This is a genomic window from Shewanella intestini (assembly GCF_018221465.1).
Taxonomy (GTDB): Bacteria; Pseudomonadota; Gammaproteobacteria; order Enterobacterales; family Shewanellaceae; genus Shewanella; species Shewanella intestini.
In genome coordinates, this window is sequence record NZ_JAAIKR010000023.1 from 12,129 (window position 1) to 28,809 (window position 16,681).

Sequence of the window (16,681 nt, forward strand, 5' to 3'; positions counted from 1 at the left end):
TCCTTAGCGGTTAAATTTGTTATGTGGGCGTTCAAAATATTGTATACGTTCTTCAATATAACTGATCGCCTGCCTGCATTTTCCGAGGCGTTTATGCATGAGTAAAATGTCATTTTGCAGTTTTATTTTTTCAGTAGGATGACATTGATTAAGCGAAAGTTCCATTTGAGCAATTTTATGTTCAATTTTCTTCGCCCAATTTAAGTGTTTGTTGAGTTCTTGGTAAATCTCATGGCTATTTTGCATAACGCTACTGGCTATCCATTCAAACCCTGAGTGACTGTGTTGTTTTACCTGTTTTTTAGCATAACGAGCTCGGTTACTTGCGCGTTTTTGCTGCTCAGCTTGTAAGTTGACACCTGTTGTAGTTAATGCCCGTTTCAATGCAGTAAACTTGTCTTGAATATTTTGGCAGCGATACGCTACTGTCGCCATTCCTAATCGTAAAGATAATTGCTTTTCTAATTGTTTAATATCTTTTTTGATTTGCACAATACAGGGGGATAATTGCGCCCCTTTTTGGATAAACAATGATTGATTAAAGCGTTCGATATCTTGCAATAATTTTGATTGGGTTGGTGCAAGCTGTTGGTCATGTCGAAGTGCTTCTTGTTCTAATTGAATGACTTGTTGTTTTAAGCGATTAATCAGTTGTTGGGTGTTCATGACCATGCGCTCCAACTAAGTTGCCCAGCAATGGCGATAACAATGACAATAAATAATGGTTTAATAAATGGAATTCCAAATCTGATAGCGCTTTTAGCCCCAATGGCGGCACCAGCCATCATACTTAACCCCATCCAAATCCCCAGTAACCAATTAACGTGTCCGAGTAAGCTGAATATGACTAATGCGGTAATATTACTGATTGAGGTCATGGCTCTAGCTAAACCACAGCTGTGCAGTAAGGGCAATTTATGTAGTTGTATGGATGTGACAGTCCAAAAAGCACCAATCCCCGGGCCTGCAAAACCATCATAACCACCTAATAAAAGCCCTTGTGAGATTTGTTTTGATTTGGTTGATGTAGTTGTAGGGGCCTGGGTGATGTTACCCCCCATTGCTTGCGGGCTAATTAAGGTATATGCGGAGATTAAAATGATTAAAATAGGTAAAAGCTTTTCTAACCAGTCAGCATTGATTAAAAAAACCAATAAACTTCCCATAATTGCACCCACTAAGGTGGCTAATGCAGCAGGCTTCCAAAATTTAGGCGTAAATAATTGTTGTTTATAATAGGTATAACACGAGGTAGTTGAACTAAAACAAGCAGCTAGTTTGTTAGTACCTAAAGCCAAGTGTGGAGGAACACCAAATGTTAATAGCGTAGGAATGGACAGTAACCCACCGCCGCCAACAACGGCATCGATAAATCCGGCAATAAGGCCGATAACAGCGAGTATGGCCCATTGGTTGGGTTCTAACAGTAATTCCAATGATTAACCTATTCTATTACTTTGCGAAAAGGCGGTAAGGCATCAATCAATGACTTACCATAGCGTTTAGTTACTAGGCGGCGATCGAGTATGGTTACACGGCCGTAGTCTTCTTCCTTTCGTAGTAATCTACCACAACTTTGCACTAGCTTACGCGAAGCATCAGGTATGGTTAATTGTAAAAAAGGGTTTCCGCCTTTGATTTTTACATATTCTGCATGAGCTTGTTCCACAGGTGAGGTCGGGACAGCAAAAGGCAGTTTGGTAACAATTAAATTAGTAAGATAATCACCTGGTAAATCTAACCCTTCAGAAAAGCTTCCCGTCCCTAAAATTAAACTTGGCTCACCATCATTACAGCGTTGTTTATGTTTTTTCAGTATTTGTTGTCGAGAAAGTGTGCCTTGAACAAGCATAGGCAAACCTTTTAGCTTAGGCTCAATTAAATCGGCGACTTTTTCCATTTGCCAATAAGAGGCAAATAGCACCAACGTGGCCATCTCGCCTTCAATTAGCGCAATAATTTGTTGGGCTAACTCTTCGGTGTAACCGTCTGCGGTGGGTTCATTATCCATCTGTGGAATAAATAAGGTGGCATTATTGGTATAATCGAATGGTGACTGTAACGCCACAAAACGGCTGCCATCGTTAATGGATAAACCGACTTGATGTGCAAAGTGATTAAAGTTATTCAATGCTCTTAATGTGGCGCTGCATAACACCACGCCTTCAGCTTTTTCCCATAGCATGGATTCAAGCATGTAACCGACTTCAATCGGCGATGCGCAAAAAAGATAGTCTTGCTGTTTACCGGTGATAATTTCAGCCCAACGCGCTAAAGGTGCGCCTTTGTTGTTATCTTCTTTGGCAAGCATTTTCCACAGTTTGTGCAGATTTTCTAAGCGCTGCAATATAAACCCTGTTTCGGCTAAACTGGCTTCTGCAGCATGTTTAGCAAGTTCACCATCTTTAATTGCTTCGTTTAACACACTGATAATCTTGCCAAATTGTTTTACTGCTTTTGATGATGCAGATTGTAAGTTTTCAGCCATTATCAACAATGAAGGCGGTAATTTTCCGTGTTCAAAACGCCAACGTGTTTCTGGGTTATTAAAAAGTGGTGCTTGGGTATCACAAAAATGGGCGACTTTATTGAGTGAATCAACCAGTTCAATATTTAAGTCAACCATCTGTTGTACAGGGTTAATGATATGGGTGGTTTTTAATTGATTTTGTAATTTGAGGCAAGTTTTCGACGATTTTTCTATCCAGTCACTTGCACCACGAAGGGTGGCTTGAGCACTTGAAAAATCACGTGCCACAATGGGTAAGTGATGGGCCTCATCGATGACGTAGTACATTTCTTCTGGATCGGGCAAAATGATGCCACCACCGAGTTCTAAGTCAGCAAATAATAAACTGTGGTTTGCGATTAATACATCCCATGTTTCAATGTCTTCACGGGCTCTATGAAATGGACAATTATGATGTGATGTAATTTGTTTATGGCAACTGTGTTTGTCACAACATATTTGCTGCCAAAGAAAATCTTCAATTGGCTCTTTTAGGGTATCAATTTCCCCGTTCCACTTCTTTTGATGAAATTCATCACGTAATTTTTTTAATTTATCGACTTGGGATTGATCAGGCTTATTCTGCCACATTGCTAATTGGTTTTCGTCTGCGCCAATCATAGCGTCAAGTTTTGCTAAACAAACATAACGCTGGCGGCCTTTTACAAGGCCAAATTTAAAATCTAATTCTGATTGTTGTAAGAAAAAAGGTAAGTCTTTGTGTAGCAATTGCTCTTGCAGGGCAACGGTGGCAGTTGCGATACAAACTTTCTTTTTATTTGCTAACGCTAATGGAATAGTGCCGAGGATATAAGACAGAGATTTACCAATCCCGGTGCCAGCTTCTACAACAATAATTTTGCGTTGTTTGTCATAATCGCCCGCTAATGTTTTGGAGATCTCCGCTACCATATAATTTTGTTCTCTGCGAGAACGAAAATTGGGTAAACCTGAAGCAATCTTCTTGTAAACATCCCTAATTTGGGTTTTTACTTTATCCGTTAACATTAGTGGTTTGTTATTTCGCTTGGCTAAATTATGCTGTACATAATAACAGTGAATGCGTTTGCTAAACAGCAGTATATTGAAGGAAATTGAGTGTCAGTGAATCGACTAACGACAACGGGGATGATTAAAGGTTTAGTTCTCACCCGCGAAGCGGTGATGGAACGTGGCAGATTGAGCTTGCAATATTATATTAAAACTCATACTGGTGTGGTGAAAGCTTGCATACAACGTTCCCATGTTGTCTGTTTTTGCGAGCAACGCCATTTAGCTCAACTGCAAAAAATTAATATCCACTTTACTGTTAAAGCTTTGTCTTTGAAGAGTTTTAATTTACAACCCGTTGCCGCTATTTACCTTAAGTCTTCGCAATCCTTACGTATGTTGGTAAAAGAAGCCAACGATTTAGGCATTAAGTTATTTGAAACCGATATTAAACCTGAGCATCGTTACTTAATTGAGCGGTTTATTGCCTTAGAAATTGAGATGAAAGGAGATTGGTCAGTAATTAACGCTAACCAATTTGACGTTATTCAAGCCCGAAAGCCTGTGACTGATTTGGTGGTTGAAAACTACGCACTGAAAACGGTATCACTGGATTTTGAATGCAGTTTTGATAGTGAGCTTTACTCGGTTGGCTTGTATGGACATAACGTAAACTTAGTCATTATGGTCGGAAACAATACGACCAAAACCAGTTTAGATGACGAATGTAAGGTGATTTGGGTCGCGAATGAAGTCGACTTAATACATTGCTTAATTAGTTGGTTTAATGATTACGACCCTGACATTATCATTGGTTGGGCGGTTGTGGTATTTGACTTAGCGTTACTGTCAAAGCGTTGTGAATTACATAATATTGCTTTAAATATTGGCCGCAACCATGAACTAATGAGTTGGAAAGTGGAAGGTAAGTATCGACCTGAAACATTAAACCTACCTGGGCGAGTGGTATTAGATGGCATTGATTGGTTAAAAGCGGCTTTTTATCAATTTGACAGTTATTCGTTAGAGTTTGTTTCTCAGCAATTACTAGGTAAAGGGAAAAAGATTGATCATGTTGATAATCGCGCGGGTGAAATAACCCGCTTATTTGAGCAAGACAAGTTATCCCTCGCTCAATACAACATTAATGACTGCAAGCTCGTTTGGGATATTTTTGAAAAAACCAAGTTACTTGCCTTTGCATTAGAACGGTCGAAATTAACCGGTCTTGAACTCGGACGAGTAGGGGCCTCCGTCGCGGCCTTCAATCATCTGTATTTACCGCATTTACATCGCCATGGTTTTGTCGCGCCTGCTGAGCCGGCTAGTCAAGGTATTGAAAGCCCTGGCGGATATGTGATGAATTCAATTCCAGGTTATTTTCAAAATGTGTTGGTGCTTGATTTCAAGAGTTTGTATCCATCAATTATTCGTACGTTTTTAATTGATCCAAAAGGCTTGGTAGAAGGCTCACAATTAACAGCGAATAACGAACAGTGTGTTGAAGGTTTTTTGGATGCACAATTTAGCCGTCAGTCTCCGATATTACCTGAAATTATTGCCCAATTAGCCACAAAACGCGAATATGCCAAAACCGAAAATAATGCTCCGTTATCCCAAGCAATAAAAATAATTATGAACTCGCTATATGGCGTACTTGGTTCTACAGGCTGTGTGTTTCACGATGCAAAGCTTGCAAGTTCCATTACCATGCGCGGTCATCAAATAATGAAGCTCACTAAACAGTGGATTGAAGAGCAAGGGTATACCGTAATATACGGTGATACAGATTCCACATTTGTCTGGATTGAACAGCCATTATCAGCGAATGAGATTAATAATATTGGCAAGCAACTCGCCCAAAGAATCACTTTACAATGGCAGCAGTGGTGTAACAAACAACATAATGTGACGAGTTTTCTTGAGTTAGAATTTGAAACTCACTTTACCCAATTTATTATGCCAACCCTGCGAGGTTCACAAGAAGGCAGTAAAAAACGTTATGTGGGTGAGGTGATATCAAAGCAAGGTAGCAAAGGACTTATATTTAAAGGCATGGAACAAGTAAGGAGTGACTGGACGCCATTGGCAAAGAGAGTTCAACTTGAAATTTACACCCGTTTTTTTAATAAGCAGGATGTCATCACTTATTTAATAGAAGAAGTTGAGGCCTTAAGGCAAGGTCGCAATCAACATGAGATCATCTTTAAAAAACGTTTACGACGAGATGCTGAACAATATACAGCGAAGTCTTCACCACATGTAAAAGCGGCATTAATTCTATCCGAAAAAAAAGATGACCTGAAATATAGCCGTAAAGGACAACAAGTTAGTTACCTTATGACACTTCGTGGAGCCTTTCCGTATGAATTAAGTCCGACAGATATTGACGTTAACTATTATATTGAAAAACAGTTAAAACCTATTGCTGAACCCATTCTTGCATTGATGGGAAAGCGTTTCGAAAACATTATTTCCAATCAACTTTCGTTAATTTGATGTAAGTATTACGTTTGTTGTTTGTGTTTTGTTGTAAGAATGATAAGGCGCCCAACTGGCTTGGTGTGATCGTTGTATCACTTTAGTTTAAATTAAACAAAATGTGATGACTATTTATGAGTGGCTTGTTTATTCTTTGCTAATCTTAACTAAAATAAAATTAGCAATAATAAATATATTGCTGAATACAAATGATAAAAGGTTGAATTGATGAATAAGACGTTACTTGCTTCGGCATTAGCAGTTGTTATGTTTGCTCCTACTGCATCTGCAATTGAAATTTATAAAGATGCTAAAAATGCAGTATCTATTGGGGGTTATGTTGATGCTCGTGTTTATCACGGTTTAGGTGACACTGAAGTAGCGAATGGTGCGTCAAGAATTAATTTTGCATTTGACCGTCAAATGGGAAATGGTTGGGAAGCAAATGTAAAATTTGAATGGAGTGTAAATCCGTTTGGTAACAACAGTCTTGACTATACTAATGATGGACAGTTACATGCTAATGCAGGTGATTTTTTAGCAAACCGTTTAGGTTATGTTGAAGTGAAACACGACACATATGGCCAACTTGCCATTGGTAAAATCTGGGGCGCATGGTATGACGTTGTTAATGCAACAAACCTAGTTAACACATGGGACGGCGACTCTTCAGGTACTTATACTTTTAATAAAGGGGATGGTTCAGTAAATGGTACTGGCCGTGGTGATAAGACTGTTCAATATAGAAATGCGTTTGGTGATGTCAGTTTTGCTGTTCAAGTTCAATTAAAACAAGATGACATCGATATTGTAGAAATAGATACTAATAAAGTCTCACCAGCGATGGCGGTGAGTTCTTTAAAAAGTCTAGAATATAAAAATACTTACGGCATGTCAGTTACGTATGATGCGACTGACAAGATTGCGATATCTGCAGGTTATAATACCGGTGAGTTTGACGCAGTGACAGATAACGGCAGTACTTTTAAAGAACGTGACTCCATTGTCGGTGTTGGGATTAAATATGGTGAATGGGCAGGTGATGGCTTTTACTTTGCTGCCAATTATAACCAAAATGAATACCATGATACAGATGGCGCAAGTCGCATTATTCCAGAGGCGAAGGGCTTAGAATCACTTTTATCTTACCGCTTCGATAACAACATTCGTTTATTAACCGCATATAACGTGTTAGAAGCGGGTGATGAATACGAAGCTTTATATAATGGTGATAAGTTTAAACGTCAGTTTTTTGTTTTAGGCTTACACTATATTTGGGATGAAAATACTGTGCTTTATGTTGAAGGTCGCTTCGACAATAGCGATTTTACTGGATCACAAGAAGAAGTTAATAAATTATCAGACCATGACGGTGTTGGTGTTGGTGTGAGATACTTCTTGTAAGAGATTAAGTAACCAAAGTGATTGTATCTAAAATCAATTAGATTCTTGAAAGCCTGTTAGTTGATAACTAACAGGCTTTTTTATTGATAAATAGTCTTTGTACGTTTTATTTAAAATACGTTGAGAAACCAAGTTAATTTTTACAGCAAGTGATAGCATTTCACGTTAATCCTCCCACTGTTTTGCCAAACAGCCAAACAGCCAAACAGCCAAACAGCCAAACAGCCAAACAGCCAAACAGCCAAACAGCCAAACAGCCAAACAGCCAAACAGCCAAACAGCCAAACAGCCATATTCTAAATCAGCGTAACAATTCCAAATAGCTCTCCAGCTTAAACATTGACGACTCTACAATTGGGTTACTTATCAGAGCTATAAAAAATGATATATGTGAATCTATTTTGGCTACTCACCAATGAATTTGTTAACAAATAGTAGATCACTAACCCATCTATGCATTCTGAAATGGGCACTCCGCTAGTACATACCTCACAAAAGCTATTTTGAATGAATTTAAAACGCAAGATGTCAAAAAAATGTTAATTTATTTGTTGTGGATAAGGAAATATTTTACACTTGCTGTATATCTTTTTAAAACAAGTGTTTACACGCTTTTACTCCCTGATTAAACATGATCTGTTCATAAAGTTGGACACAAAGTAGACAGGTTTGGACGTCAAAAGTGATACCTGATGGTTTCAGATGTTGCTTAGTTGTTTTAAATGTGATTTTATTGCGTTCGAGAGAGGCATTTGTTTACTTTTGCTTTACAAGTGCTCTAGACCGATTCAGAAGAATTGGCTTTATAAGAAAGATAGAAAATGTCCAGGGAGATAGACAATGCATAAGAATTTACTAGCTAAGTCAGTGCGTTTAGCAATGATCAGCGGTGCAGCTATGACTGCATTAAGCGCACCAGCAGTATTTGCTGCAGAAGAAGGTGCAACAGTAGAACGGATTGAAGTGACCGGCTCACGTATCAAACGTACTGATATGGAAACAGCGTCACCAATGACAACGATTACTTCTGAGCAGATGGCAGTTCAGGGGATTCAGGATGTTGGACAATTCCTGCAGAACAGTGCAGTTATGTCTGGTTCTCCAGCGATGACAACCACTAACAATGGTGGTGATGGTAGTACGTTTGTTGAATTACGTGGTTTAGGTTCTACTCGTACTCTTGTGCTTGTTAATGGACGTCGTCCAGTTTCATCTGACTTCCAATCTATTCCAAGTTCAATGATTGAACGTATTGAAGTATTAAAAGATGGTGCGTCAGCAACATATGGCGCCGATGCGGTTGCTGGTGTTGTAAACATTATTACTAAAAAAGATTTTGAAGGTATTGAAGCAACTTTCCAAACAAGTAATTCATTTGACGTTGATACTAACAAGCAAAATAGCTTTAGTATTGTTGCGGGTAAAGCATTCGATGATGGTCATTTTGTTGTTGGTGCTGATTACGTAAAACAAGATGCTGTCTTACAGGGCGATAGTGATGTCGATTTTTTAAATAACCCTTGGGTTATTTATGGTGAGGCAGAAGAAGAATCATTCTGGAAAAATGGTCTTATTGGCAGTGGTCCGGATGCAAATGTTTACTTCTTGGGTAGTGGCTCTGTTCCATGTGGTAATTTCTATCTTGCAAGTGGTGGGCCAAGCCAAACTAATGGTACCTGTGATGGTGGAATTGCTGACATTGGTGACATGAGAGATTTCACCGATGCAGATACATATAACTATAACCCAGTTAACTATATGCAAACGCCGTATGAAAAATTAAACTTCTTTGCCGAAGGTCACTTTGAGTACAATGATCACATTAATGTTTATTCTGAAACTCGAATTAACCACCGTAAATCTCGTCAGGAACTAGCTGCTGTTCCTTATGATACTCGCTTTGACCCTGCTTATAGCGGTACTACACCAGATGGAACTAGTTTTAATGGTGTATCACGTGACAACTTCTACAACCCATTTGGGGAAGATGTTGTTCGCTCTCGCCGTCGTATGCTTGAAGGTGGGTGTAGTTTCGAACAAGATGTCACTCGCTTCCAACAAGTTATTGGTTTTGAAGGTGATATCAACGATAACTATTATTATGATGTGAATTACAACTATGGTCACAGTCAAACTGCCTCAACTGACTTCGGGCAATTATATGGACCGAACCTATCTAAAGCCATGGGCCCTTCGTTTGAAGATGCTGATGGTAATATCGTTTGTGGAACAGCTACCGCGCCGATAGCAGATTGTGTGTCTATGAATGTATTTGGTGGTCCAGGCTCTGTAACTCAAGAAATGCTTGATTATGTTTCAGCTCCTTTAATTGATTCTGAAGTTTATACATTACAAACATTTACCGCATTCGTTGGTGGTGATGTTATTGACTTACCGTCTGGCGCATTATCAGGTGGTATAGGGTATGAATATCGTAAAGAAGAACTTAAATCTGTTACTGACTCAGGTAAGTTTATGGGTGAAGTGACTGGTAATAAGGGCCAAGGAACTAATGGCAGCTTCGAAGTAAATAGTTTATTTGCAGAATTTGTTATCCCTGTACTTTCAGATATGCCTGGTGCTGAACGTTTAGATTTAAAAGCGGGTGTTCGTTTCGATGACTTCGATGCTTTTGACTCATCTACAACTTATCAGTTAGGTTTAGAGTGGGATATTATTGATGGTTTATTGTTCCGAAGCACATATGGAACCGTGTTCCGCGCACCGGGTATATATGCATTATACCAACCTGAAAATGATTCATTCCCTTCTGCAATTGACCCATGTGGTTCAGGTAACTGGGCGAACCTAGATGCATCAGCACAATCTAACTGTATGGCTGATGGTGTACCTAGTGGTGGTTCAAATAACAATGATTCTCAGCAATTGTCTAAAGTGGGTGGTAATGATGAATTACAACCAGAAGAAGGTGATACATTTACAATTGGTTTAGCATATTCACCTGAATTTGTTGAAGGGTTAGGTTTAACTGTTGATTACTGGGCAATTGAAATTGATGATGTGATTGATTCAATTTCTGCTGCTGATTCACTAAATGGTTGTTATATCGGTGGTGTAGCTGAACTGTGTTCTAATATTGAACGTACAAATGGTGAAATTTCGTATCTAAGTGAAAAATCGCTTAACTTAAGCCGTATGACTGCTAAAGGTATCGACTTTGAAGCAAACTATGGTTTTGAAGCATTAAGTGGTGACTTCTCTTTCAACCTTTCATGGACACACTTCCTCGAGCGTGAGAATCAAGTATATGACACTGATACTTTAGCTTTTGAAATGAAAGATTTGAATGGACGTTTTGATAGCGATACGACCTATGCGACAGACAAGTTAAACTTTACCGCTGGATATGCTTGGGAAGATTTATCAGTTAACTACAATCTGAACTACATTTCAGGTACTGAGTATGATGAATTAACATATTGGGGTACGACTCTTAATGATTCGAATGACCCTGATAGTGGTAACCATCAGTATGGAGTAGATTCATTCTTCTACCATGATGTTACAGTAGCTTATAACTTTGATACTGGCACTAGTGTTAGCTTAGGTATTACTAATATCACAGATGAATTACCTCCATATATTGAATCTGCGTTCAATGGTAGCACCGATGAAAGTACATACCGTTTATTTGGTCGTAGCTGGTTTGCTAGAATTTCTCAAAAATTCTAAGAAAAATATGACCGTTATTTAGTGAAAAAGCCTTCTTTGTAGAAGGCTTTTTTTTGAGAATGGATTTATATGGATGTTTTTATCTCTGTATATTTCAGAAAAATATAAGCTCAATAGTATTGCCGACTTGACAAATTAATTGGTCTGACTTTATTTTTTTAATGTAAAACAAGGGGAGTTATTAAAGCGTTAAGCCAGAATGATTCAAAGTGAGTGAAAAAAGTAGGATATTTTAACTAAACGTTTAATTATTAAACGTTCGATATATTTTCGGAGTTTAAGACCCATTTCTAGTAGTTTTAGATGTTTTCAAATGTTGACACAGGTCAACATTTTGTGAAATGATGCCAACGGGTCTATGCCTTGCTAGGCATGGGAAAGGGAAGATAAAACTAACAATCACAATAGAAAGATAAACTTAACAGGGTTTAACATATGTAGCACAATAGGTGTTTATGTTAATAGTTAGGTTAAACTTTATAATTCACATCAAATTGGTTGGGAACTATGTCCAAGGTAAGCAATAGAACAAAAATCGCTACTGCATTGGTTGGCGCGCTAGCATTGGCTGGCAGCAACTTTGCTGTTGCAAACTCTCTTGCTGACGTACAAAAAGCTGATAGCAAGATTCATGCTTCAACAGCAACGTCACAAAAGAAAGTTGATAAATATTTTGACCAAGCTCAAGACATGCTTTTTGAGTACGGTAGTGTCGCGGACGAACGCGAATCTCTAAAATCTTATAATGACTACGTTGCTGGCTTGGTTGCAGACCAAGAAGCAACAATGAAACTAATACAACAAGACATTGATGGTGTTGATCAGCTTCGCCAAGGGGTTGTCCCGTTAATGTTTAAAATGGTTGACGCACTTGACCATTTTGTTGATTTAGACCTGCCATTCAACCTTGAAACTCGTAAAGAACGTGTTCAACGTCTAAAAGATGTATTGAACACTGCAGAAGTTACCTTGGCTGAAAAGTATCGCTTAATTCTTGATGCTTATAACATTGAACGTGAATACGGAACGAAGCTAAACGCCCAAACAGGTCAGGTGACGATTGATGGTAAAGAAATCTTAGTTGATTTCCTTAACTTTGGACGTGTTGCTTTATATGCACAAAGCCAAGACCAAAAATCTGCTTGGATGTACAACGCACAAACGAAGAGTTGGGATAAGTTAGAAGATAGCTACCTTCGTAACTTAAGCAAAGCAATTAAACAAGCTCGTGGCCAAGGTGCTCCGGACATGTTCGCTCTACCAATTCCTGCTGCGGAGGCTGCGCAATAATGAAAAAGTTTATTTCAACAGCAATTTTTGCTGCTACTTTAGCCTTAACCTCTGGTATGGCAAGTGCAGCTGATGCTCCAAAATCAATTGAGCAGCTTCTTAAGCAAGTTCAAACGGATAGAGCTAATGCAACTAAAACGAATAAAAAACGTGAAGCAGAGTTTCTGAATGAACGTGGCGATAAAGCAGCATTACTAAAACGCGAAAAATCAGCTTTAGCTGCTGAAACTAAGCGTGGTAAAGATTTAGCACAAGCTTTCTCTGATAATGAACGTAAAATTGCACAACTTGAAGAAGATCGTAAAATTGCTCAGGGTGACTTGGGTGAAATGTTCGGTGTTGTTAAAGGCGAAGCCGGCGATTTTGCTGGTAAGTTAATCGATTCTAACGTCACAGCTCAATATCCTGGTCGTGACAAATTTATTTCTGAACTTGGTGCTCGTAAAGAATTACCAAAAATCAATGAATTAGAAAAGTTTTGGGAAGACCAACTTTTTGAAATGGTTGAGTCAGGTAAAGTTGTTAAGTTCAATTCAGATGTGACTGGCCTAGATGGCAGTGTACATAATAAAGAAGTTATCCGTGTCGGTTCTTATAACTTACTTGCCGATGGCAAATATGTTGTTTACAACGCTGATCTAGGTTTAATTCAAGAGTTATCACAACAGCCAGGCAGTGAGCAAGTTTCAAGCGTGAAATCTTTCTCTCAAACAACGTCTGGTTATGACAAATTATTTGTTGACCCTGCTCGCGGTGTCTTATTGAGTGTATTCACTCAAAAAGCCACTATTGAAGAACGTATCGAAGCGGGTGGACCAATTGGTTATATCATCATTGGTTTACTTATTCTTGGTGCATTGATTTCAATCGAACGTTTAGTCACTCTTTATATGATTGGTGCGAAAGTTAGCAGCCAACGTAAAAATGTAGATAATCCAGGTAACAACCCACTTGGGCGTATTTTGCAAACTTACAAAGATAATAAAGATGTTGATGTTGAAACATTAGAGCTGAAACTTGATGAAGCTATTTTGAAAGAAACACCAGCTTTAGAAGCGCGTATTTCAATCATTAAAGTACTTGCGGCTATTGCACCGATGATGGGTCTTTTGGGTACCGTAACGGGTATGATTGCAACGTTCCAAACAATTCAATTATTTGGTACAGGTGACCCACGTTTAATGGCTGGTGGTATTTCAATGGCATTAATGACAACAGTACAAGGTCTTGTTGCAGCGTTACCATTGATGCTTATGCATGCAATTGTTATTGCTCGTAGCAAATCGGTTGTTCAAGTTCTAGAAGAGCAAAGTGCAGGTTTGATTGCTGAGCACGCTGAGAAGAGGAACGCCTAATGATGCTATACCTGATGGACATCTGGGATTCCGTCAGGGGCTTCATGGCCACCGGAGGTGACGTCCTTTGGTTGGTTGCGGCAGTGCTATTCCTTATGTGGGTGTTAATGTTAGAACGTTATTGGTACATTAATTTGATTGCACCAAAAGCGCACAAAAACATTATACAAGCATGGGGTAATAGAGAGGATTCAACCTCTTGGTATGCACACCGTATCCGTGAAGCTTGGGTATCCCAAGCGAAGCAAGATATGAATGCTCGTATGCTGATTATCAAAACTTTAGTGGCTACTTGTCCAATGATTGGACTACTTGGTACCGTTACTGGGATGATTACAGTATTCGATGTGATGGCAGTTCATGGTACGAGTAACGCTCGTATGATGGCAGCTGGTATTTCGATGGCGACCATGCCAACAATGGCTGGAATGGTTGCGGCGCTATCGGGCGTATTTTTTAGCACTCGATTAGACGCCAAAATGAAAATCAGTATTGAAAAGCTAAAAGATAGCTTGCCTCACCACTAGAAGAGAGTATTTAAAATGTCACGTAAAAAGCATTCAAGTGTAGAAGAAGAAGCACAAGTAGATATGACACCGATGCTCGACATCGTGTTTATCATGTTGATCTTCTTCATTGTAACTACGTCGTTTATCAAACCTTCTGGTCTAGATTATAAAAAGCCAGAAGCGTCTACAGCGACTCAACAGAAATCTGCTAACATCTTCATTGGTGTGAGTAAGACTGGTGTGATTAAGATGGAAAACCGTCAGGTTGACATCGAGCGTGTAACAGCAAACGTAGAACGTATGTTAGCTGAGTCACCAGAAGCATCAGTTTTAATTGAAGCAGATCAAGAAGCTGAACATGGCCTTGTTGTTAAGGTTATGGATAACGTTAAGAAAGCCGGTATCGATAAAATATCGGTTTCTGCGGGGAAAGACTAATATGTTCAAAGCAATAGTATCACTAATACTTGGTGCTGCTGTTACTTTCGCTCTGTTTGTCTTCATGGCCTTCTTGGTCGGTGGCGGCGCTAAGCGCGCCGACACTTCTGCTGACTCTCCAGTAATTGAGATCAGCATGGATAAGCAGGATACGAAAGTTCAGGATAAGCCTAGGGTAAAACCTAAGCCACCTACACCACCAGAACAGCCACCTTTGCCGGATACTCCTCCGCCAGAGAGTTCGTCTGATATCGATACCAGCATGTCATTTAACATGGGGTCGGTTCAATCAGGTGGTTTAAATACCGGCTTTAAGCTGGGTAACATGATGACTCGTGACGGTGATGCAACACCTATCGTCCGTATTGAGCCTCAATACCCAATCGCTGCTGCTCGAGATGGTAAAGAAGGTTGGGTTCAACTTTCATTTACGATTAACGAAGTTGGTGGTGTTGAGGACGTTAAAGTTATCAAAGCTGAACCAAAACGTTTATTTAACCGCGAAGCAATTCGGGCGTTAAAAAAGTGGAAATATAAACCCAAAATTGTTGATGGCAAACCGCTTAAACTGCCAGGTATGACAGTTCAACTCGACTTTACATTGAATAAATAATAAGGAGGCAAAATGCAAAATGTTACTAAAATAGCAAGTGTACTCATGCTTTCTTTTTGTGGCTCAATGATTACCACAACAGCAATGGCGGCTGAAAAGTGTCCGATTGAGAAACGTCAATCTAAAGCTGTTGGTGCAAGTGCTGCTAAAAAAGTGCAAAAGTCGTTTGAAGCATATACTGAAGGTAATTTGGACGAAGCAATAGCAATTTTACTTGAAGTTAACGCAAAGAATGATTTTGACAAGGCGTATGTTGCCCGAATGTTGGGTAACTTTTATGCCGAAAAAGGTCAAATGAAAACGGCTGTCAAGTATTTAAAGACTGCTGTAGAAGCGGATGTTCTAGGTGGAACAGATCACGCTGCTACATTGCGCTTATATGCTGACTTATTGCTGCAAGAAAAACGCTTTAAAGATGCTATTCCTAGTTATTACAAGTGGATGGAATTTACTTGTAAATCTGATGCTCAGGTTTATCGTCGTATTGGTATCGCGTACAGTGAATTGAAACAATGGGATAAGGTCCTTGATGTTGCAGATAAAGGTATTTCTTTTTCTGAAGCTCCGGATAAAGGCCTTTACCAAATGAAATTAACTGCATATTTCAATCAAAAGAAATATAAAGATGCAGTTAAGGTACTTGAAATTATGGTGCCATTGTTCCAAGACGATAAGCGTTTGTGGGTTCAATTAGCTCAATTTTATTTAATGACTGAAGATTATGACCGCTCGTTAGCGACATATGATTTAGCTTATAAAAATGGCTTTTTAGAAACTGCTGGTAATATTACTCGTTTGTCTCAATTGCTTGCTCAAAAAGGATCACCATTTCAAGCTGCGAAAATTTTTGAAAAGCATTTGAAGTCTGGTTTAATTGAAAAGAACAAGAAAAATTACACCATTTTAGCAGGATTTTATCATTCGGCTAAAAATCTAAAAGAAGCAGCTAACTATTATGGTATTGCAGCTGATTTCGATAATGATGGTGATTTGTTATTGAAACAAGGGCGTATTTTAGCTCTTGATCAAAAACAGCGTGAAGCTATCCCTGTTCTTAAAAAAGCTTTGGCAAATGGCATTGAACATCCAGGTGAAGCTCAGTTTGAATTGGCCTTAGCGTACTTAACGCTAAAACAATACAAACCTGCTTACCAGCGTGCAGTGCTAGCCGCTAAAGATAGCAAGACAAAACGTAGTGCAAATAGTTATATCTCTTACATCAAAGAGAAAGCGCGAATTCACAATGTAACATTGTAATTTCTTGCCTATTTAAAGCCCCTTAATTGGGGCTTTTTTATGGTTGCTATTTGAGTGTACTGCGATAGATTTCTACATCTACATCTACATCTACATCTACATCTACATCTACATCTACATCTACATCTACATCTACATCTAC

Annotated in this window: 12 protein-coding genes; 9 read left to right on the forward strand and 3 right to left on the reverse strand. The window is 38.9% G+C overall.

Annotation, left to right across the window (positions count from 1 at the left end):
• Window positions 1-3: 3 nt before the first annotated feature.
• From G3R48_RS16450 to dinG, 3 genes are read right to left on the reverse strand one after another with little or no spacing between them, the layout of a single operon-like run.
• Window positions 4-666 (reverse strand): primosomal replication protein, encoded by a 663-nt coding sequence (locus G3R48_RS16450; protein ID WP_153662324.1) that lies wholly within the window; start codon window positions 664-666, stop codon window positions 4-6.
• Window positions 663-1,436, reverse strand: coding sequence for a sulfite exporter TauE/SafE family protein (locus tag G3R48_RS16455; protein WP_153662322.1), 774 nt, complete (start codon window positions 1,434-1,436; stop codon window positions 663-665). Before G3R48_RS16455 ends, G3R48_RS16450 begins: the two co-directional genes overlap by 4 nt.
• 8 nt (window positions 1,437-1,444) lie before the next feature.
• Window positions 1,445-3,517, reverse strand: coding sequence for an ATP-dependent DNA helicase DinG (gene dinG, locus G3R48_RS16460; RefSeq protein WP_153662320.1), 2,073 nt, complete (start codon window positions 3,515-3,517; stop codon window positions 1,445-1,447).
• A gap of 120 nt (window positions 3,518-3,637) precedes the next feature.
• On the opposite strand from dinG, the gene G3R48_RS16465 reads away from it, so the two are divergent.
• From G3R48_RS16465 to G3R48_RS16505, 9 genes are all read left to right on the forward strand, one after another.
• A complete protein-coding gene (locus G3R48_RS16465) occupies window positions 3,638-5,998 on the forward strand; it encodes a DNA polymerase II (protein ID WP_153662958.1) in 2,361 nt (786 codons plus the stop codon).
• A 210-nt stretch (window positions 5,999-6,208) separates the two neighbouring features.
• Window positions 6,209-7,384: a porin gene (locus tag G3R48_RS16470; protein WP_153662318.1), complete on the forward strand. Its 1,176-nt coding sequence runs from the start codon at window positions 6,209-6,211 to the stop codon at window positions 7,382-7,384.
• Window positions 7,385-8,224: 840 nt separating this feature from the next.
• Window positions 8,225-11,077, forward strand: a complete 2,853-nt coding sequence (locus G3R48_RS16475; protein ID WP_212593406.1) for a TonB-dependent receptor domain-containing protein — start codon at window positions 8,225-8,227, stop codon at window positions 11,075-11,077.
• 507 nt (window positions 11,078-11,584) lie between these two features.
• A complete protein-coding gene (locus G3R48_RS16480) occupies window positions 11,585-12,367 on the forward strand; it encodes a DUF3450 domain-containing protein (protein ID WP_153662314.1) in 783 nt (260 codons plus the stop codon).
• Window positions 12,367-13,722: a MotA/TolQ/ExbB proton channel family protein gene (locus tag G3R48_RS16485; RefSeq protein ID WP_153662312.1), complete on the forward strand. Its 1,356-nt coding sequence runs from the start codon at window positions 12,367-12,369 to the stop codon at window positions 13,720-13,722. The genes G3R48_RS16480 and G3R48_RS16485 overlap by 1 nt, the downstream gene beginning before the upstream one ends.
• Window positions 13,722-14,249: a MotA/TolQ/ExbB proton channel family protein gene (locus G3R48_RS16490; RefSeq protein WP_153662310.1), complete on the forward strand. Its 528-nt coding sequence runs from the start codon at window positions 13,722-13,724 to the stop codon at window positions 14,247-14,249. Before G3R48_RS16485 ends, G3R48_RS16490 begins: the two co-directional genes overlap by 1 nt.
• A 15-nt stretch (window positions 14,250-14,264) precedes the next feature.
• On the forward strand, window positions 14,265-14,669 hold the full coding sequence (locus tag G3R48_RS16495) for an ExbD/TolR family protein (protein ID WP_153662308.1): 405 nt from the start codon (window positions 14,265-14,267) through the stop codon (window positions 14,667-14,669).
• A gap of 1 nt (window position 14,670) precedes the next feature.
• Entirely contained in the window at window positions 14,671-15,282 is a 612-nt protein-coding gene (locus G3R48_RS16500) for an energy transducer TonB (RefSeq protein WP_153662306.1), read from the forward strand.
• Window positions 15,283-15,294: 12 nt separating this feature from the next.
• Complete coding sequence (locus G3R48_RS16505; RefSeq protein WP_153662304.1) at window positions 15,295-16,539, forward strand: tetratricopeptide repeat protein; 1,245 nt, start codon at window positions 15,295-15,297, stop codon at window positions 16,537-16,539.
• Window positions 16,540-16,681 lie beyond the last annotated feature (142 nt).